The following is a 17,817-nucleotide window of genomic DNA, read 5'->3' as shown; positions in this document are numbered from 1 at the left end:
GCGAACCAAAGGCACCGGGCTCCGGCCTGCGCCGGAGCACAAGAATGAACCGCAATTTCGGCCCCGTCGGCATCATCGACATCGGCTCCAACTCGATCCGTTTCGTCGCCTATGCGGGCTCCGAACGAGTTCCCTCGACGCTGTTCAACGAGAAGGTCTCGGCCGGCCTCGGGCGTGAACTCGCCACCACCGGACGGCTGCCCGACAAGGCGATGGACCAGGCGATCGCCGCCTTGGCCCGCTTCCGGCTCCTCGCGCGCGAGATGAAGCTGAAGCGTCTCGACGTCGTCGCCACCGCCGCCGTGCGCGACGCGTCCAACGGCGACGAATTCCTCGAGCGCGCCCGCAAGGTCGGGATCGAGCCGACCGTCATCGCGGGCGAAGAGGAAGCGCGCCTTGCCGCGCTCGGCGTCATCTCGGCCATTCCCCATGCCCGCGGGGTCGTCGCCGACCTCGGCGGCGGAAGCCTCGAACTCACCCCCGTCAACGGCGGCCAGCCCGGCCCCGGCATCTCGCTGCCGCTGGGCGTGCTTCGGGTCGGCCCCGAGGCGAGCGCCAAGCAACTCACCAATTTCCTGCGCAAGAACGTGCCCCCCGCGATCCTCGCCGCCGCGGCCGAGCGCACCCTCTATCTCGTCGGCGGCTCGTTCCGTGCGACCGTCCAGCTCGACCAGCAGAGCGCGGGCGATCCGCTGCACATCGTCCACGGCCACGCCATCGACCAGGCCCGCGCCCGCGAGCTTCGCCAGCTCGTCCGGGCGGCGACGCCCGAGGAGATCAAGCAGCGCTACGGTCTCTCGACCACTCGCGCCAACACGCTCGCCGCCGCCGCCGCGGTCCTCGACGCCCTGTTCCGCGTGCTCGAACCCACGCGCGCCGTCGCCAGCGCCTACGGGCTTCGCGAAGGCATCCTCTACGACCACCTCACCCACGACCGGCAGCGGCAGGATCCGCTCCTCGCCGCTGCACTCGAAGCAGGCGAGAAGCTCGGCCGCTTCGGCGACCATGGCGCCGAGCTCGACAGCTGGATCGCGCCGCTTTTCCCCGACGACGACGAGGCCGCGCGCCGGCTCCGGCTCGCCTCCTGCCTGCTGGCCGATGTCGGCTGGGAAGCGCATCCCGACTTCCGCGCCCTGTGGGCGGTCGACATGGGCGTCCACGGCAACTGGGTCGGGATCGACGCCGAGGGCCGGACGATCATCGGCCGCACCCTCTGGGCGGCCTTCGGCGGGGAGGGGAGCTTCTCCCCCGAGCTCGCCGACCTCGTCGATGCCCGGGTCCTCGACCATGCCGGCCAGTGGGGCGCCGCGCTGCGCCTCGCCCAGCGCCTATCGGGCGGGACCGAGAAGCTGCTCTCGCGAAGCGCGGTCTCCCTCGACGAGGGCGAGCTCGTGCTTCACCTCAAGAAGAAGGATGCCGCACTCTACAGCGACGCGGTCGGCCGCCGCCACCGCCAGCTCGCGGCGCTGATGGGGGCCAGCCCCCGGCTCGAGATCGGCTGACGCGTCAGCCGCAGCGGACGCGTTCGACCTTGTTGGCGGCGTCGAGATGGACCCGCACGCGGTCGGCGCGGAAATCCATCGTCACCATGCTGCCCTTGGCGACCCACTGCAGCGTCTTCGAGCCCGACGCGCGGATGATCTCGTTGGCGAGCTGCGTGTCCGCCGCGCGGCCGACGAACTGGTCGAGCATCGTGTTCGAGCAGACATAGGTGTCGCGGCTGTTGCCGTCGGGATAGGGCGAGCCCGGCACCGCGGTGGCACAGGCGGCGAGCGACAGGATCGCGGGGCCAACAAGAATGAAACGGGTCATTCGGCATCCTCCAGGCTGCGGGTCATCTTGAGCTTGCCGTTGACGGTGGCGAACGCAAGCCGCCCCTCGACAAGGTCGAGCGCGTCGCGCCCGAATTCCTCGAACCGCCAGCCGGTCAGGATGGCGAGGTCCTTGCGCACCCCCGCCGCCAGCGCTTCCAGTTCGTCGGTCCGGGCGATCAGCTTGGGCGCGACGCCGCTTTCCTTGGCCTTGATCTTGAGGAGGAGCTTGAGAAGGTCCGCGACCAGCGCGCCGTCCTTGGTCAGCCCCGGGCGGCTCGGCCCGCGGTCGGGCAGTTCGTCCTCGCCGAGCGGCTTGGCGTCCGCCAGCGCCGCCATCAGCCGCGCGCCGATGTCGTTGTTCTTCCACCCAGCCGACAGCCCGCGCACCTTGGCGAGGTCCTCCTGCGCCTTGGGCGGATGCCCGACGATGTCGGCGAGCGTGTCGTCCTTGACGATCCGGCCCCGCGGCAGGTTCTTGCCGCGCGCTTCCTTCTCGCGCCACGCCGCCAGCGCCTTCAGCCGGCCGAGCACCGCGGGATTGCGGCTCGGCAGCTTCAGGCGCTTCCACGCGTCGGCGGGATCGAAGGCGAAGCTCGACGGGTCGGCCAGCCGCTCCATCTCCTCATCGAGCCACAGCCCGCGCCCGGTCTTGCGCAGCTTGGCCACCATCTTGGGGAAGATGGTGGCAAGATGGGTGACGTCGCCGATCGCATAATCGATCTGGCGCTTGTCGAGCGGGCGCCGGCTCCAGTCGGTGAAGCGCGCACCCTTGTCGAGCGCGTGGCCGAGCATCGATTCGATGAGGTTCGAGTATCCGATCTGCTCGCCATAGCCCAAGGCCATGGCCGCGATCTGCGTGTCGAACAGCGGATGCGGCACCTTGCCGGTGGCATTGTAGACGATCTCGAGGTCCTGCCCGCCGGCGTGGAAGACCTTTAGCACGTCCTCGTTGTCGACCAGCAGGTCCCACAAGGGCTTGAGGTCGATCCCGTCGGCCAGCGGATCGATCGCGGCCGCCTCCTCGACGCTCGCGATCTGGATCAGGCACAGCTCGGGCCAATAGGTGTTCTCGCGCATGAACTCGGTGTCCACGGCGACGAAGTCGTGTTCCGACAGGCGTTCGACGAGCGCGGCGAGGCTGGCGCTGTCGGAAATCAGGGGATGAATCTTCATGTGATGCGCGCTGTAGCGAGCCGCGCGCGGGTTGACAAAAGGGAAGGGGATGGGGAAGCGCCGGCCCATCCTTTTATCGTCGCCCCGGACTCGATCCGGGGTCCCGCTACCGGACGGAACCTCCATGCACGCCTATCGCTCCCATCATTGCGGCCAGCTTCGCGCCACCGACGTCGGCAACGACGTCCGCATCTCGGGCTGGATCCACCGCAAGCGCGACCATGGCGGCGTGCTGTTCGTCGACCTGCGCGACCATTACGGCATCACGCAGGTCGTGTGCGACAGCGACAGCCCCGCGCTGCCGATCCTCGAGCGCCTCCGCGTCGAGAGCGTCGTTACCATCGACGGGCTGGTCAAGGACCGCGCGGCGGGCACCACCAACGCCAATCTTCCGACCGGCGACATCGAGGTCTTCGCGCGCGGCGTGACCATCCAGTCGAACGCCGCCGAGCTGCCGATGCCGGTCGCGGGCGAGCAGGAATATCCCGAGGAAATCCGCCTCAAGTATCGCTACCTCGACCTGCGCCGCGAGCGCCTGCACGCCAACATCATGCTGCGCTCGAACGTCATCGCGTCGATCCGCCGTCGCATGGTCGAGCAGGGCTTCACCGAGTTCCAGACCCCGATCCTGACCGCGTCCAGCCCTGAGGGCGCGCGCGACTATCTCGTTCCCAGCCGCGTCCACCCGGGCAAGTTCTACGCGCTCCCGCAGGCGCCGCAGATGTTCAAGCAGCTGCTGATGGTCGCCGGCTTCGACCGCTATTTTCAGATCGCGCCCTGCTTCCGCGACGAGGACGCCCGCGCCGACCGCAGCCCCGGCGAATTCTACCAGCTCGACTTCGAGATGAGCTTCGTCACGCAGGACGACGTGTTCAACGCGATCGAGCCGGTGCTCGCCGGCGTGTTCCGCGAATTCGCCAACGGCCGCTACGTCACCGAAGGCGCCTTCCCGCGCATCCCCTACAAGGAAGCGCTGCTGAAGTACGGCTCGGACAAGCCCGACCTGCGCAATCCCATCGTCATCTCCGACGTCGGCCAGCACTTCACCGGCTCGGGCTTCGGCCTGTTCGCGTCGATCGTCGAGAAGGGCGGCTTCGTCCGCGCAGTTCCCGCACCGAACACCGCCGACAAGAGCCGCAAGTTCTTCGACGAGATGAACGACTGGGCGCGCTCAGAGGGCTTCGCCGGCCTTGGCTATGCCACCCGCAAGGGCGGCGAATGGGGCGGACCCATCGCCAAGAACCACGGCACCGAAGGCATGGACAAGCTCGCCGCCGAATTGGGCCTCGGCCCCGACGACGGCATCTTCTTCGCCGCCTCAAACAAGGAAGCCGAAGCCGCCAAGCTCGCCGGCGCCGCCCGCACCCGCGTCGGCACCAGCCTCGGCCTGATCGACGAGAACCGCTTCGACTTCTGCTGGATCGTCGACTTCCCGATGTTCGAATATGACGAGGACGCGAAGAAGGTCGACTTCAGCCACAACCCCTTCTCGATGCCGCAGGGCGAGCTCGAAGCGCTCGAGACCAAGGACCCCTTGGACATCCTCGCCTGGCAGTATGACATCGTCTGCAACGGCGTCGAACTGTCCTCGGGCGCGATCCGCAACCACCGCCCCGACATCATGTACAAGGCGTTCGAGATCGCCGGCTACACCAAGGAGCAGGTCGACGAGAATTTCTCGGGCATGATCAACGCCTTCAAATATGGCGCGCCCCCGCACGGCGGTTCGGCGCCGGGCATCGACCGGATCGTCATGCTGCTCGCGGGCGAGCCCAACATCCGCGAGGTCGTGGTCTTCCCGATGAACCAGAAGGCCGAGGACTTGATGATGAACGCCCCGGCGTTCGTCACCGCCAAGCAGCTGAAGGAACTGTCGATCAAGGTCGTCGGCGAAGCGGCCGCGCAGCCGCAGGGCTGAGCTTCCGCGCGCGGCGCTTGACCTTGGTCGGCGCCGCGCCGACGCTGGCCCCTCCACGATGAGGGGTCGGCCGTGCTGTTCGCGTTCCTGATGCTGTCGACCGGGCAGCCAGTCCCGGCCTCGCCGCCGCCGGCTGTCCCGCCCAAGGTGGCAACCCAGACCTGCGCCGACGGTGCGGTCATCCTCGCCACCGACCGCTGCCTGGTCTTTCCCGATCATCGCTACCTCCTCGACCACGAGCCGCAGCGCCGGATCCTCACCGAGCGCTGGTGGTGCGGGCGTTCGAAAGAACCCAATGAGGCCCGAGTCTCGGTCGAACTCGTCCAGCCGACGAGCCCCACGGCCCGGACATACTGGGTCGCGCGCCTCCTCTCCCTGACCCTCGACGGCCGCCCGGCCCCGCGACCCATCATGCGCAAGGTCGAAACCGAACTGGGCGCCATGGCCTGGCTCACCGGCCTCGGCTCGCGCTGCCTCTTCGTCCAACCGAATTTCGCGACGATCGGCATCCTCACCATGAAGGGCAGCCAGGGCGAATACCGCACGGTCGAGCTCCGCTAGCCGCCCGGCGGGTCACCGCACGATCAGGCCGGCTGCAACCGGAGCGGCGCTCCCGACGGCTCGGCCAGCAATCCCTCGTCCTTGGAGACGATGTAGGGCACGAGCATCTGCCCGGTGACGTTGAGCGCGGTGCGTCCCATGTCGATGATCGGGTCGATGGCCAGCAGCAGCCCGACTCCCTCGAGCGGGAGGCCGAGGGTGCTCAAGGTCAGCGTCAGCATCACCGTGGCGCCGGTGACGCCCGCCGTCGCGGCCGATCCGAGCACCGAGACCAGCGCGATCAGCACATAATGTTCGGGCCCGAGCGCGATGCCATAGGCATGGGCGATGAACAGCGCCGCGACCGCGGGATAGACCGCCGCGCAGCCGTCCATCTTGGTGGTCGCGCCCAGCGGCACCGCGAAGGCCGCATAGGCGCGCGGCACGCCGAGCACGTCGACCGTGCGCTCCTCGGTGACGGGCAGGGTCCCGATCGACGAGCGGGTGATGAAGCCGAGCTGCGCGGCCGGCCAGGCGGCGCGGGCGAACTCGCCGACGCTCAGTCCCTTGGCGAGGAGGAGGGCCGGATAGACGCCGAACGCGACCGCCGCGAGCGCCGCGTAGAGCGCGATGGTGAAGCCGCCGAGCGCTGCCAGCGTCGCCCAGCCATAGGTCGCGACCGCCGTTCCCAGCAGCGCGGCGGTGCCGACCGGCACCAGCTTCAGGAGCCAGCCGAGCAGCAGTCGGCTGATGGCGAGGAGCGACGCGGCGAAGGCGAGGAAGGGTTGGCCCTTCTCTCCGGTCCGCACCGCGGCCACGCCCAGCAGCAGCGACAGGACAAGGAGCTGGAGGACGTTGAAATTGAGCGCCGTCCGGACGGTTTCTCCGTCGATGGTGGTTCGCGCCTCGAGCCCGAGCAGATTGACGGGGACGACCCCCTTCAGGAAGTCGAGCCACCCGCCGACATTCGCCGGGGCCTTGGCAGCCGCGACCGCGAACGGCGCCTGCACGGCGGTGAGGATCGTCCCCGCGACCAGCCCCACCGCGACCGCCAGCGTGGCGGTGATCGCGAACCACAGGAGCGTCTTGCCGGCGAGCCGGGCGCCGTTGGTCAGCGTCCCGAGCCCGGCGATGCTCGACACCACCGAGCCCACGATCAGCGGCGGCACGAGCAGCTTCAGGAGCTGCACGAAGATGCTTCCAACCGTCTCCAGCAGCCCCGTCAGCCAGGCCGCGCCTGGCACGCTCCGCGCGAAGAGGCCCAGCGCCAGCCCGACCGCGATGGCGACCAGGATCTGCTGGCCATAGGTCGAGCGACGCAGGCTCGATGACGATTGCGTTTGCGTGGCCACGCGGCCTCATTCCTCGGATGATTGTTTCTCAGGATGTAAGGGCCGCGCGCCGGGGCCTGTAGCGCGGCGGGGCAAATAACATGCAGCGTGCGGCGCGTGGTTGCGGATCGCAATAATCTTGCAAGGCAGACGGGGCAGGGAGCATGAGCGTGCTCGGCCTTCTCGCCCGTTCGGCCTCGGCGCAATGCCATGCCCTAGCCATGCGAAGCCGCGAAAAGCATGGGAGCCCCCGAACCTCGAACCCACGCGGACCGACTGATGACCGACCTTCCTGCCCCCACGGCCGCCCCCAAGCTCCGGCTCTGGCCCATCCTTGCTGCGCTGGTGCTCGGCCTGCTGCTCGGAGTCCTCGCCCACGGACGGGTCGCGGACGGGTCGCCGGTGGTCGAGGCGGCCCGGCTGGTCGGAAGCCTGTGGCTGAACGCGCTGCGCCTGACGCTCGTCCCCCTGGTCTTCAGCCTCGTCGTCACCGGCGTCGCCGCGGCGGTCTCGAGCCACGTCGGCGGTCGCCTCGGTCGCCGCATCGCGCTGAGCTTCGTCGCGCTGCTCCTCCTCTCGGCGGTGCTCGCGGCGCTGCTCGGGCCGCTCCTCCTCGACCTCGGGCCCAGCCCCGATCTCGCGCTGGCGCCGACCGCCAGGGTCGAGGTTCCCGCCGCCACCGCGTGGATCCTCGGCCTCGTGCCGCCGAACCTCGTCAACGCCGCCGCCGAGGGCGCGATCGTCCCGGTCGTGCTCTTCGCGCTCGTCTTCGCGCTCGCGGCGGTGAAGCTCGGGCACGAAGCCGCGCCCGTGCTCGGCTTCTTCAAGGCGCTCGCCGCGGTGATGATCCGCCTCGTCCAGTGGGTGCTCGTCCTCGCGCCGCTGGGCATTTTCGGCCTCGCCTTCGTCCTCGGCGCGACGACGGGGCTCGGGGCAGGGGCCTTCATCGGCTGGTATGTCGTGGTGCAGATCGCCGTCACGCTGACGCTCGCCGCGCTGATGATCCCGCTCGCGCTCCGCTCAGGCGTCAGGCTGTCGGCCTTCGCCCGCGAGGCCGCCCAGCCGCTCGCGATCGCCGCCAGCACGCAAAGCTCGCTCGCCGCGCTTCCCGCCATGGTGACCGCGGCCGCGCGGCTGGGCCTGCCCGAGCGGAGCGCCGGCGTGGTGCTGCCGCTGGCCGTCGCCCTGTTCCGGATCGCGGCCCCCGCCTCGATCGTCATCGTGACGCTCGCCCTCGCGCGCCTCGCCCAGGTCGAGCTCGGGCTCCTTCAGGTCGCGGTGATCATCGGCCTGGCGACCCTCAACACCCTCGTGATCGCGGGCCTGCCCAACCAGATCACCTTCTTCGCCGCCTACGCCCCGCCAGCCCTCGCGGTCGGCGTCCCCATCGAGCTCCTGCCGATCTTCCTCGCGATCGATGCCATCCCCGACATGTTCTACACCGTCACCAACGTCACCGCCGACCTCGCCGTCACGAGCTTCGTCAGCCGTGACGCGGCGGAAGGGCCGGAAGAGGCGACAAGCTGACCGCGAGGGACGAGCGCTTCGCTGGCGGCGATTTCGTGTAGGCTGCGCGGATGAAGATCACCGTTGCCGCGTCGCTGTTGCTTGCTGCCTGCGCGTCGCCGACCGCGAATCCCCATGATCGGATCATGGACCAGATCGAGGCGCAGGTGCGGCTGCCCAAGGGCGCGTGGCCGCTCCGAGACTATGCCCGCTACTATGCGGTCGATACCAAGGACCGAGAGGGCCTCGGCAAGAAAAGGATCGTCGGCATCTATCTGAAGCCGCTGCCGCCGGAACCCTCGGGGCCGGGCATCGGCTGCTCGGAGGTGGTCCGGGAGGATGGCCGCGATATTCTCCGCGACGTCCCTTGTCCGCCCGAGACGAGAAGCAAGGACGAACTCGCTGCCGGCGAACGCCGCTGGCTCGATGATACCAGCGGCATCCCGATTATCATGGACGGCGCCTGCCTCATGGTGACCGTCGTCTTCGACCCCACCACGCAGCGCGTCGAACAGGCGCAGTGCAACGGCGAGGCCTGATAACCGCTATCAACCCGTTGCGGACATTGGTGCCTCGTGCGAGCTTATCCTGATGGCTCAAGGGTTTCTCTGTCCGGTGTGCGGCTACAACGACCCGTCGGCTCCGCCCTTCGCAGACGGGCAGAATGACTGGTATCAGGAAATCTGCCCCTCGTGCGGCACACAGTTCGGCTACGATGATTGCACCACAACCCATCGAGAACTGCGCCAGCTATGGCTGGATGGAGGCGCTCGCTGGTGGTCTCCCAGCCCACAGCCACCGAACTTCAAAGGCGTGGAGCAGCCAAGGATTGCTGGTCTGCGGGATTAGGCTGTGCGTATGTCCGCTTCCCACCCGAAGCAGTCATTCAGCGCATCGGAACCACGGCTAGACCATCCGTATCCGATCATCCCGCATTCCCACCTTCGCGCCCCTTGCGCCACGCGTCCATCAGCGCGCGGCTGAAGCGGCGGTGGGTCTCGGTCTCGCGGTGGCTGCCGAGCGCCGAGGGGGCGATGCCGAGCGAGGCGGCGGGGGTGAAGGTCAGTTCGCCGAAGACGATCCCGTCGAGCCCGTCATAGAGGTCGACCCGGACATAATCGAACGGCGCCGACAGCGCGCGGGCGGCGGCGACCATCGCGGCGCGGCGCTCCGCCGAGGGCAATGACATGCCCGCGGGCATGACCAACCCGTCGTCGGGGTCCATCGGCGCGAACTCGGGGACGCCGAAGATCCGGCTCCACGCGCCGCCGAAGCGCGCGTGATCGACCTGGCACCAGATCGGCTCGCCGCCGATGCAGTGGAACTTGAGGTCGTCGGGCGGCTGCCCGTCGCGGGTGGGGATCAGCGTCTCGACGATCACCCGGCGCGGCAGCCCGGCATATTGCATCTCGCGCATCACGCCCGCGTAGTCATGGGTGGCGAGCGCATGCAGGGTCGCCACGTTCGCGGGCCGCTTGAGACCCCGAAGGAAGACGATGCCGCCGCTCGCCTGCGCGGGCTTGGCGACAAGGTCGCGCCCGGCGAACGGACGAAGCCGATCGAACAGGGCGAGCGGGCTATCGACCCCGTCCATCGCGATCACCGCCACCGTCGGTGCCGTCCGGAGCCCGGGGCAAAGCCGCACCGCCTCCTCCTTCGCGCTGACCTTGTCGACCATCGCGCGCGCTAGCGGCGACCAGTCGGGGTCGATCATCCGCGCGAAGACGAGATCGTTGAGCAGCGCGCGCGGATCCTCTGGCGGCAAGGGCGGACGGCCGAACTTCTCGGCGAAGGCCGGCACCACCGCCGCACGATTGGCGGCGGGGGAGAAGTCCATGGCGTTTCCGTCGATCTCGCTCACCTTTGTCCCATCGGTCGATCCATTCGCCCTGCCATTGTCGGAGCCCTGTGGCGACTTGCAAAGTAGGATTCCGCCTGCTCAACTAACCGCAAGGGTTCATGTCACGCCCATTCGCATTGTTGACGGCAAGTGCGAAGGTCACACTATGGGACCTTGTTCAGATTCACCAAGTCATTCCAACGAATGAGAAACAGGAGAAATTAGAAGCGTTCTTTTACCCCCGGACCCTTGGACCTTCGTGAACCATCAGGGATAGGTGATGGCCATGACTTCCCAGCTCTTCTCGCCCGCCGGGAGGCGCACGGTCCGTTCGTCGCCGACCCGGGCCCCGACCAGCGCGCGGGCCATGGGGCTGGCCCAGGCGATCCGGCCGGCCGAGGCGTCGGCCTCGTCGTCGCCGACGATGGTGAAGGTCCGCCGCGCATCCTCCTCGTCGGCGAGCTCGACCGTCGCGCCGAAGCGGATGACGTCGCGGTCGGGCTGGCTCGCGGGGTCGACCACCTTGGCGTTTTTCATTACCTTCGAGAGGTAGCCCAGCCGCCGGTCGATCTCGCGCAGCCGCTTGCGGCCATAGATGTAGTCGCCGTTCTCCGAGCGGTCGCCATTGCCCGCCGCCCAGCTGATCGTCTCGACCAGCTTGGGCCGCTCGGTGCCGAAGAGCTGCTCATATTCGGCGCGGATCCGGGCGAATCCTTGCGGAGTGATCAAGCGGGGACGGTCGGCCATCCCCGGCCCTTAGCCGAGGCGGGACTTGCCGAGGAAGTGGCTGAGCTGGCGCGGGCTCGAGACGGCGGCCGGGTTCATCCGGTCGTAGACCACCGTGTTCTCGAGCACGCGCTGGACGTAGCCGCGGGTCTCGGCGAACGGAATGTCCTCGATCCAGGCGACCACGTCGACGCCGCTCGAGCGCGGATCGCCGTTGCGCGCGACCCACTTGCGGACGTTGCCCGCGCCGGCGTTGTAGCTCGCCACCGCCAGCACGTAATTGCCGCCCCACTGGTCGAGCAGCCGGCGGAAATAGGCCGAGCCGAGCATGACGTTATAGGCGGGATCGCTGGTCAGGCGGCCATAGTCGTAGCCGACGCCCATCTTGCCCGACTGCTCCTGCGCGGTGGCGGGCATCAGCTGCATCATGCCGCGCGCGCCGGCGCCGCTCACCGCCTGGCGGTCGAAGCTGCTTTCCTGGCGGGTGATGCCATGGGCGACGGCCCACAGATGGTCCTGGCTCAGTGTCGAGCCGCCGACCACCGGGAAGGCCGCGCGATAGTAGAAGGCGTCACCGCTGTTGCGGCTGCTGCGCGCGGTCCAAACGGCCAGGTCCTGCCGCGCGATCTGGGGCGCGAGCTCGGTCGCCAGCAGCCGGTCGCTGTCGTTGGTCAGGCTCTCGGACAGGGCGCGGACGAACAAGGCCTGCTCGTCGGGGCGGCCCTGCTGGCCGAGCAGCCGCACCGCGCGCACCAGCGCCTTGTTGGCAAACGCACTGCGCTGGGCCGGCGTGACGAGCATCTGCGGCGTGCCCGCCGGCGCCGGGACGGTCCGCCCGAGCCGCTCGTGCGCGAGCTGGCCGTAGAAGAGGTCGGGATAGGCCGCGGCGCGGGCGAAGTGCGCCGTCGCGTTCTGGAGCTGCCCGGCCTGCGCGGCGGCACGGCCGGCCCAGTAAGCGCCCTTGGTCAGCACCTGGAGCGAGCGGCCCCCGGTCGAATATTTGTCGAACAGGATCACCGCGTCGGCGGGGCGATTGAGGGCCCGCACCGCCATCTGCCCGGCAAGCCAGGTGAGGTTGGTATATTCATCGCGCACGGGCAGCGACTGGCTGCCGATCGTCTGGCCGGGCGGCACCGCATCGTCGACCTGCCGCGCGATGTCGTAGGCGAGCTGGTACTGGCGGTCGGCGGCGGCCTCCTGCGCGACGATGCGCTTGAGCTCGAGCCACTTGGCGGGGTCGACGGGCAAGTAGGTGAAATTGTGCGGCCGGGCGAGGAGCTGGCGCGCGGCCGCCTGCCAATTGGCTTCGCGCAGGTAGCGCGCGCGGTCCTGCATCAGGCCGGCGTCGGTCGTGACCTGGGCGAGCACCGCATTGTAGAGCGCCTCGGTGTTGGGATCGCGCTGCTGCATCGCGATGCGGGCGGCGAAAGCCGGGCGACGGGCGGCGCTAGTCGAGCCGAGCATCCGCGCGGCATCGGTCGGATCGCGGTCGATCAGCAGCCGGTCGACACGGGAGTCATGGTCGGCGGTGGTGAAGCTCGCGCCGAAGCGCTGGTAAAGCGCGATCTCGTCCATCGCGGCGAGGTTCGAGGCCTTCCACGCATTGCGCGCGGCGGCGAGCGCCTCGGCCTGCCGGCCCTGCGCGGCGAAGCTCTCGGCCAGGCGGGCATAGCCGTTGGCGCTCGCCGGCGGATCCTTGCGGAAGAAGGCGATGACGGTGGCGGGGTTCTCGCCTGGCTGCATCACCCGCTCGGCGGCGCGGCGCATGCTCGTCTCGGCGGGCCAGCCCGGATAGGCGTTGAGGAAGCGGGCATAGTCGGCGAAGCTCGAGCTTCCGGCCCGCAGCCGGCGCCAGTCGTTGAGGGCGTAGCCGACGTCGTTGATCGGGGCATATTGGACAGCCGGCGGCGCGCTGTTCAGCGGCACCAGCTGGGCGGACCCGGCCGCCGGCGCGATCAGGACCATCGGAAGGAATAGAGCCACTCGTCGCATGCTGGACATCTTCGCCCCCAAGTCCTTATCAACGCCTGAACGGCTTGCCCGACAGTCTAGTCGCAAGCAGCAACGAAAACAGAGGCAGCGCCCATGTTCACCGGGTCGATCCCCGCACTCGTGACACCGTTCACCGCAGGCGAGGTGGATCACGCCGCCCTGCGCGATCTTGTCGACTGGCAGATTGCCGAGGGTTCGGGCGCGCTGGTGCCGTGCGGGACCACGGGCGAAGTGCCGACCCTCTCGGCCGACGAGCATGCGGCAGTGGTCCGAACGACGGTCGAGACCGCGAACGGCCGGGTCCCGGTGATCGCCGGCTGCGGCAGCTATACGACCGCTGCGAGCCTCAGGATGATGAAGGCGGCGAAGGACGCCGGGGCCGACGCGGCGCTGGTCGTCGTGCCTTATTACAACAAGCCGAGCCAGGCCGGGATGCTCGCCCATTACCGGCACCTCGCCGAAGAGGGCGGGCTGCCGATCGTCGTCTACAACGTGCCGTCGCGGACCGTGGCGGACATTTCGGTCGAGACGCTGGGCGAACTCGCCAAATTGCCGGGCATCGTCGGGATCAAGGATGCGACCGGCAATCTCGCCCGGGTGACCGCGCAGCGGCTCGCTTGCGGAGAGGACTTCTGCCAGCTGTCGGGCAATGACGACATGGCGCTGGGTTTCAACGCCATGGGCGGCGTCGGCTGCATCTCGGTCACCGCCAATGTCGCGCCGCGGCTCTGCGCCGACTTCCAGCGCGCGACGATGGAGCGCGACTGGGACGAGGCGCTGCGGCTCCAGGACCGCCTGTTCGCGCTGCATACGGCGATGTTCGCCGACAGCTCACCCGGGCCGGCGAAATATGCGCTCGGCCGCGTCCGGCCGGGCTTCCCGCAGGAATTGCGCCTCCCGCTCATCCCGGCGAGCGAGGCCGCGCGGGCCGCGGTCGACGACGCGCTGAAGGTGGCGGGCCTAGCCTAGTTCGGACAAGCCGCAGGCGTCGAGCAGCGCCGCGCGCGCCGCTTCGACGTCGCGGATGAGCGCCGGCGCGCCAAGGTCCGCGACCGCGATCTCCTCGGGCCAGGTCCGGGCGATCACCGCGGCCAGCCGGTCGAGCTTCGCCTCGTCGACGAGGAAGCGCGGGTCGACCGTGGCGGGATCGCAGACGACGCGAAGGCGAAGGCACGCCGGCCCGCCGCCATTGGCCATCGACTGGCGCACGTCGACCACGCGCACGTCGCGGATCGCGCCATTGCCGGCGAGGTGGCGCTGGAGCCAGCCCCACACGCTCGGCGTCTCGCGCGCTTCCTCGGGCACGATCAGCGTGGTTCGGCCGTCGGGTGGGGTCACGAGCTGCGCGTTGAAGAGATAGGATTTGATCGCGTCCGCGAGGCTGACCTCGGCCGCGGGAACTTCGACATAGTCGAGCTCGGGGAAGCGCCGCTCGAGATCGCCGAGCAAACCCTCGCGGTTGGCGAAGGCCAGTTCGTGGGCGAACAGGACCCGCTCGTTGGCGACGGCGACCACGTCATTGTGGAAGGCGCCCGCGGCGATGGCTTCTTCGGACTGTTCGACGAACAGGGTGCGTGTCGGATCGAGGCCGTGGCGGCGGGCGATGGCGCGGCTCGCCTCGACATGCTGACGGGCGGGGAAGGGGCCGCCGGCGACGCCGAAGACGAACAGCTCGATCCCGGGCTCGCCGTGGCGGGCGCAGAGCCGCATGTGGTTGGCCGCCCCCTCGTCGCCGAAAGCCGCTGGGACCGGCCCATGCACCCGGAAGGCGTCATGCGCGAAGGCGAGACGTAACTGGGCGAGCGTCGCGGGCCATTCATGGCTGCGGTGGGTCATGGTCCGCAGATTGGCGACGGTGAGATGCGTGCGGCCGTCGGCGGTGTCGGGCGCGGGGCTGACGGTCGCGGCATTGGCCGCCCACATTGCGCTCGCGCTCATCGCATTGGCGAGAAGGGCGGGCGAGGCTTCCTCGGGCGTGGTACCGAGCTCGGCGAGCCAGGCACGGGCGGGCCGCGGCTGGGGGAGGAAGATCCCCTGCGGCAGGCCGAGCCGCAGGTTCGAGCGCATCTTCTCGATCCCCTGCAGGGCGGCAGCGCGTGGATAGCTCACCGCGCCGAGGTTCCGGGCGGAGGCGAGATTGCCGAGGCTGAGCCCGCCATAATTGTGGCTCGGCCCGACGATCCCGTCGAAGTTGATCTCGACCAGGCTCACCGGTTCACCGCCAGCACTTTTGCGCCCTCGTCGATGCCGAGCAGTTCGGCGGCCTCGCGGTTGATGGCAATGCCCTTGCGGCCGACACGGCGGACCTCGGCGCGGACACAGCGGAAGTCGCGCAGCTTGCCGGCGGCGAGCAGCATCTTCAATTTTCCGCCCTCGCCGATCTCGACCACCGTCTCCTCCTGGCTCTCGCGGATAGTGCGGACCTGGTCGGTCGGGGCGGTCACCGTCGGGCCGCCGTCGAAGATGTCGACGTAGCGGTCGAAGGTCAGTCCCTCGTCCTGCAGCATGCGCAGCGCCGCGCGGCCGGTCGGGTGCGGCTGGCCCATCACCGCCCGAGCCGCTTCGGGCAGGAGCGAGACGTAGATCGGGGTCTTGGGCATGAGGTCGGCGATGAACTGCGTGCCGTTGATGGCATTGAAGCCGTCCGCCTCGGGGAAGGTCATGTCGAAGAACCGGCCCGCGAGCGCGTCCCAGAACGGGGAGTTGCCGGCCTCGTCCATCACCCCGCGAAGCTCGGCGAGGAGCCGGTCGCCGAAGCGCTGGCGATGCGCCTTGATGAAGAGATAGCGGCTCTTGGCGAGCAGCATGCCCCAGCCGCCCGCGCGCAGGGCCGGGTGGAGGAACAGCCCGCCGACCTCGCTCGACCCTTCAAGGTCGGTGGTCAGCGTCAGCATCTGGTTGCGGAAGGTCTTGCCGAGCTCGGGGCTCCACTGGGTGAGCGTCGAGAGGTGGTAGGAGTAAAAGGCCTGGGTGACGCCGACCTGGCCGAACACCTGGCAGGTGCCGCGGATGACGCCTTCCGCGGGATTTTCGAGGACGAAGATGTAGCAGTCGTTGCCCTGGACTTCCTCGGGCTTGTCGAAGGCGCGTTCGGACTTTTCGAGCTTGGCAACGAGCGTCGCCTTGTCGGCGGGGAGGTTGGTGAAGCCCCCGCCGGTGAGCTTGGCCATTTCATAGATGGCGTCGAAGTCGTTGGGTGTCGCGGGACGGATGCGGAAACTCACAGGCGGCCCTCCGCGAGACGGGCGATGACGAGGGCGGAGAGCGCGGCGCGCTCGCCAAGGGACTCGGGGATCAGATATTCCTCCGCACTGTGGATGGCGCCGCCACGGACGCCCATGGTGTCGACCACGGGGACCCCGCAGGCCGCGATGTTGTTGCCGTCGCACACCCCGCCCGAATCCTTGCGGCCGATGGTCTGGCCAAGGTCGCGGCCGGCGGCTTCGACGAGCGTGAAGAGGCGGGTCGCCTCGGGAGTGAGCGGCTTGGGCGGTCGGGCAAAGCCGCCGTGCCGGTGGATGTGGACCTCGCGGCGCGCGGCGACGGTGGCGGCGAGGCGCTCGATCTCGGCGCGGGCCATGGCTTCGAGTTCGGGAGTGCGGGGGCGCAGGTTGACGCGCAGCACCGCGCTGTCGGGAACGACATTGTTGGGCGAGCCGCCCTCGATCCGCGCGACATTGACGCTGAGGCCCGGCCGGCGGAGCGCCTCGAGGGCAAGCGCGAGCTCGGCGGCGGCGGTGACCGCGTTGCGCCCGTCCTCGGGATTGCGGCCCGCATGCGCAGCGCGCCCGGCGATATGGAAGGAGAAATTGCCCGAGCCCGGCCGCGCGGCGGCGAGCGTTCCGTCTGGCAGCGCCGAGGGCTCGTAGGTCAGCGCCGCGATTTTGCCTTGCGCCGCGCGGGCGAGCAGCGGGGCCGAGGAGAGCGAACCCACTTCCTCGTCGGCGTTGATGACGATCTCGTAGCCGGTGCGGGCCGCCTCGGGATGCCGCTCGAACGCGGTCAGCGCGGCGATCATCACCGCGATCCCGCCCTTCATGTCGGCGACACCCGGTCCGTTGACCCGGCCGTCGGGAAGATCGCGGACATGCTGGAACGGATGGTCGGCGGGAAACACCGTGTCCATGTGCCCGGTGAAGAGGAGCTGGGTCGCCGCCTCGGGCCGGACGACGAGATGGAGGTGGCGGCCATGCGCGACCGACTGCTCCCGGCCACCGGCATCGAGCGCGGTGACCGGCGCGGGGTCTTCGAGGGTGAGCTTGCCGGGAAGCGGGCTCAGGGCGCCGGCGAGGACATCGGCCATGATGGCGAGGCCGGAAAGGTTGGTCGAACCGCTGTTGATCGCGGCCCAGGCCCGGACATCCTCGATACGGCAGGCGGCCGCAGCCTCCTCGACCAGACTGGCTTCGACGCTCGGCAACCCACCCATGACTGGCCCTTAGCCAAGGGCTTCAACGAAGGCGAGGGTGGGCCGAAACGAAAAAGCCCCGGCGGTGAGGCCGGGGCTGTTCGTCTCTAGTCGAAGCGAGCTTCGATCACGGAGGGCTGATCGGCCGGATGGCGATCGAGTCGTTGCCGTTGTTGTTGCCGGTGAGCAGCGCGATCGCGCCCGCGATGACGGCGAGGCCGGCGATCAGCGGGAGGACGCCGATGCCCGACGGGGCAGCGACGGCCACCGGGGCAGCGACCGGGGTCTCGGCGACCGGAGCGACCGGCGCGTCGACGGCGGGAAGAACGCAGCCCGGGGTGCCGGCCTGAGCGGCATTGGCCGCAGCGCTGGCAGCGGCGCCGCAAAGCGCCTGGCTCGAGGCCGGGGTGGCAAGCGCCGACAGGGCAGCCCACGGGCTGTACGACGCCGCGGCCGAAGCCTGGACGGCGGCCGACGCGGGCGCCGCGGCAGCGAAAGTGATGGCGCCGGTCACAGCAACCAGACGGGCAGCAAAGGTCTTCATCGTCACGCGAACTCCCAGATTCCCC

16 protein-coding genes are annotated in these 17,817 nt (G+C 69.3%); 6 read left to right on the top strand and 10 right to left on the bottom strand.

From position 1 onward, the window contains the following. Positions 1–44 precede the first annotated feature (44 nt). Entirely contained in the window at positions 45–1,502 is a 1,458-nt protein-coding gene (locus ABD693_RS12800; protein ID WP_344697459.1) for a Ppx/GppA phosphatase family protein, read from the top strand. 4 nt (positions 1,503–1,506) lie between these two features. On the opposite strand, the gene ABD693_RS12795 is transcribed toward ABD693_RS12800, so the two are convergent. Further along, on the bottom strand, positions 1,507–1,812 hold the full coding sequence (locus ABD693_RS12795) for an I78 family peptidase inhibitor (protein WP_344697458.1): 306 nt from the start codon (positions 1,810–1,812) through the stop codon (positions 1,507–1,509). Further along, positions 1,809–2,987, bottom strand: coding sequence for a ribonuclease D (rnd, locus tag ABD693_RS12790; RefSeq protein WP_344697457.1), 1,179 nt, complete (start codon positions 2,985–2,987; stop codon positions 1,809–1,811). Before rnd ends, ABD693_RS12795 begins: the two co-directional genes overlap by 4 nt. Positions 2,988–3,111: 124 nt before the next feature. On the opposite strand from rnd, the gene aspS reads away from it, so the two are divergent. Continuing rightward, positions 3,112–4,905, top strand: a complete 1,794-nt coding sequence (aspS, locus tag ABD693_RS12785) for an aspartate--tRNA ligase (RefSeq protein ID WP_344697456.1) — start codon at positions 3,112–3,114, stop codon at positions 4,903–4,905. Positions 4,906–4,977: 72 nt separating this feature from the next. Next, positions 4,978–5,466 carry a hypothetical protein gene (locus ABD693_RS12780; protein WP_344697455.1) on the top strand — a complete coding sequence of 163 codons (489 nt, stop codon included), beginning with the start codon at positions 4,978–4,980 and terminating at the stop codon, positions 5,464–5,466. A 23-nt stretch (positions 5,467–5,489) separates the two neighbouring features. Here ABD693_RS12780 and ABD693_RS12775 read toward each other — a convergent pair whose 3' ends face one another. Further along, positions 5,490–6,797, bottom strand: coding sequence for a dicarboxylate/amino acid:cation symporter (locus ABD693_RS12775; protein WP_344697454.1), 1,308 nt, complete (start codon positions 6,795–6,797; stop codon positions 5,490–5,492). A gap of 258 nt (positions 6,798–7,055) precedes the next feature. Between ABD693_RS12775 and ABD693_RS12770 the strand changes: the two genes are divergently transcribed. After that, the gene (locus ABD693_RS12770; protein WP_344697453.1) at positions 7,056–8,303 is read left to right on the top strand and encodes a dicarboxylate/amino acid:cation symporter; all 1,248 of its coding nucleotides are present in this window, start codon (positions 7,056–7,058) and stop codon (positions 8,301–8,303) included. Positions 8,304–8,353: 50 nt separating this feature from the next. Then, a complete protein-coding gene (locus tag ABD693_RS12765) occupies positions 8,354–8,821 on the top strand; it encodes a hypothetical protein (protein ID WP_344697452.1) in 468 nt (155 codons plus the stop codon). A 386-nt stretch (positions 8,822–9,207) separates the two neighbouring features. Here ABD693_RS12765 and ABD693_RS12760 read toward each other — a convergent pair whose 3' ends face one another. The 3 genes from ABD693_RS12760 to ABD693_RS12750 form a co-directional block, all read right to left on the bottom strand. Then, positions 9,208–10,143 carry an ATP-grasp fold amidoligase family protein gene (locus ABD693_RS12760; protein ID WP_344697451.1) on the bottom strand — a complete coding sequence of 312 codons (936 nt, stop codon included), beginning with the start codon at positions 10,141–10,143 and terminating at the stop codon, positions 9,208–9,210. A 246-nt stretch (positions 10,144–10,389) separates the two neighbouring features. Then, complete coding sequence (greB, locus tag ABD693_RS12755; RefSeq protein ID WP_344697450.1) at positions 10,390–10,869, bottom strand: transcription elongation factor GreB; 480 nt, start codon at positions 10,867–10,869, stop codon at positions 10,390–10,392. Between the two features lie 9 nt (positions 10,870–10,878). Beyond that, complete coding sequence (locus ABD693_RS12750) at positions 10,879–12,831, bottom strand: lytic transglycosylase domain-containing protein (RefSeq protein ID WP_344697449.1); 1,953 nt, start codon at positions 12,829–12,831, stop codon at positions 10,879–10,881. A gap of 102 nt (positions 12,832–12,933) precedes the next feature. On the opposite strand from ABD693_RS12750, the gene dapA reads away from it, so the two are divergent. Then, complete coding sequence (gene dapA, locus ABD693_RS12745) at positions 12,934–13,809, top strand: 4-hydroxy-tetrahydrodipicolinate synthase (protein WP_344697448.1); 876 nt, start codon at positions 12,934–12,936, stop codon at positions 13,807–13,809. On the opposite strand, the gene ABD693_RS12740 is transcribed toward dapA, so the two are convergent. The 4 genes from ABD693_RS12740 to ABD693_RS12725 form a co-directional block, all read right to left on the bottom strand. Further along, entirely contained in the window at positions 13,801–15,051 is a 1,251-nt protein-coding gene (locus ABD693_RS12740) for an N-succinylarginine dihydrolase (protein WP_344697447.1), read from the bottom strand. The two genes, dapA and ABD693_RS12740, sit on opposite strands and share 9 nt — an antisense overlap. Beyond that, positions 15,048–16,064, bottom strand: coding sequence for an arginine N-succinyltransferase (locus ABD693_RS12735; RefSeq protein ID WP_344697446.1), 1,017 nt, complete (start codon positions 16,062–16,064; stop codon positions 15,048–15,050). The genes ABD693_RS12740 and ABD693_RS12735 overlap by 4 nt, the downstream gene beginning before the upstream one ends. Next, on the bottom strand, positions 16,061–17,269 hold the full coding sequence (locus tag ABD693_RS12730; RefSeq protein WP_344697445.1) for a hydrolase: 1,209 nt from the start codon (positions 17,267–17,269) through the stop codon (positions 16,061–16,063). Before ABD693_RS12730 ends, ABD693_RS12735 begins: the two co-directional genes overlap by 4 nt. A gap of 106 nt (positions 17,270–17,375) precedes the next feature. Continuing rightward, positions 17,376–17,792 carry a hypothetical protein gene (locus ABD693_RS12725; RefSeq protein WP_344697444.1) on the bottom strand — a complete coding sequence of 139 codons (417 nt, stop codon included), beginning with the start codon at positions 17,790–17,792 and terminating at the stop codon, positions 17,376–17,378. Between the last annotated feature and the right edge of the window lie 25 nt (positions 17,793–17,817).

Origin of the sequence: Sphingomonas rosea, assembly GCF_039538065.1 — a bacterium.
Taxonomy (GTDB): domain Bacteria; phylum Pseudomonadota; class Alphaproteobacteria; order Sphingomonadales; family Sphingomonadaceae; genus Sphingomicrobium; species Sphingomicrobium rosea.
This window is presented reverse-complemented; position numbering and strand designations above follow the sequence as displayed.

Coding starts and splice junctions, on each gene's coding strand:
- ABD693_RS12770 (WP_344697453.1), top strand. CDS start 7,056: ATGACCGACCTTCCTGCCCCCACGGCCGCCCCCAAGCTCCGGCTCTGG.
- ABD693_RS12800 (WP_344697459.1), top strand. CDS start 45: ATGAACCGCAATTTCGGCCCCGTCGGCATCATCGACATCGGCTCCAAC.
- ABD693_RS12730 (WP_344697445.1), bottom strand. CDS start 17,269: ATGGGTGGGTTGCCGAGCGTCGAAGCCAGTCTGGTCGAGGAGGCTGCG.
- ABD693_RS12795 (WP_344697458.1), bottom strand. CDS start 1,812: ATGACCCGTTTCATTCTTGTTGGCCCCGCGATCCTGTCGCTCGCCGCC.
- ABD693_RS12725 (WP_344697444.1), bottom strand. CDS start 17,792: ATGAAGACCTTTGCTGCCCGTCTGGTTGCTGTGACCGGCGCCATCACT.
- rnd (WP_344697457.1), bottom strand. CDS start 2,987: ATGAAGATTCATCCCCTGATTTCCGACAGCGCCAGCCTCGCCGCGCTC.
- aspS (WP_344697456.1), top strand. CDS start 3,112: ATGCACGCCTATCGCTCCCATCATTGCGGCCAGCTTCGCGCCACCGAC.
- dapA (WP_344697448.1), top strand. CDS start 12,934: ATGTTCACCGGGTCGATCCCCGCACTCGTGACACCGTTCACCGCAGGC.
- greB (WP_344697450.1), bottom strand. CDS start 10,869: ATGGCCGACCGTCCCCGCTTGATCACTCCGCAAGGATTCGCCCGGATC.
- ABD693_RS12765 (WP_344697452.1), top strand. CDS start 8,354: ATGAAGATCACCGTTGCCGCGTCGCTGTTGCTTGCTGCCTGCGCGTCG.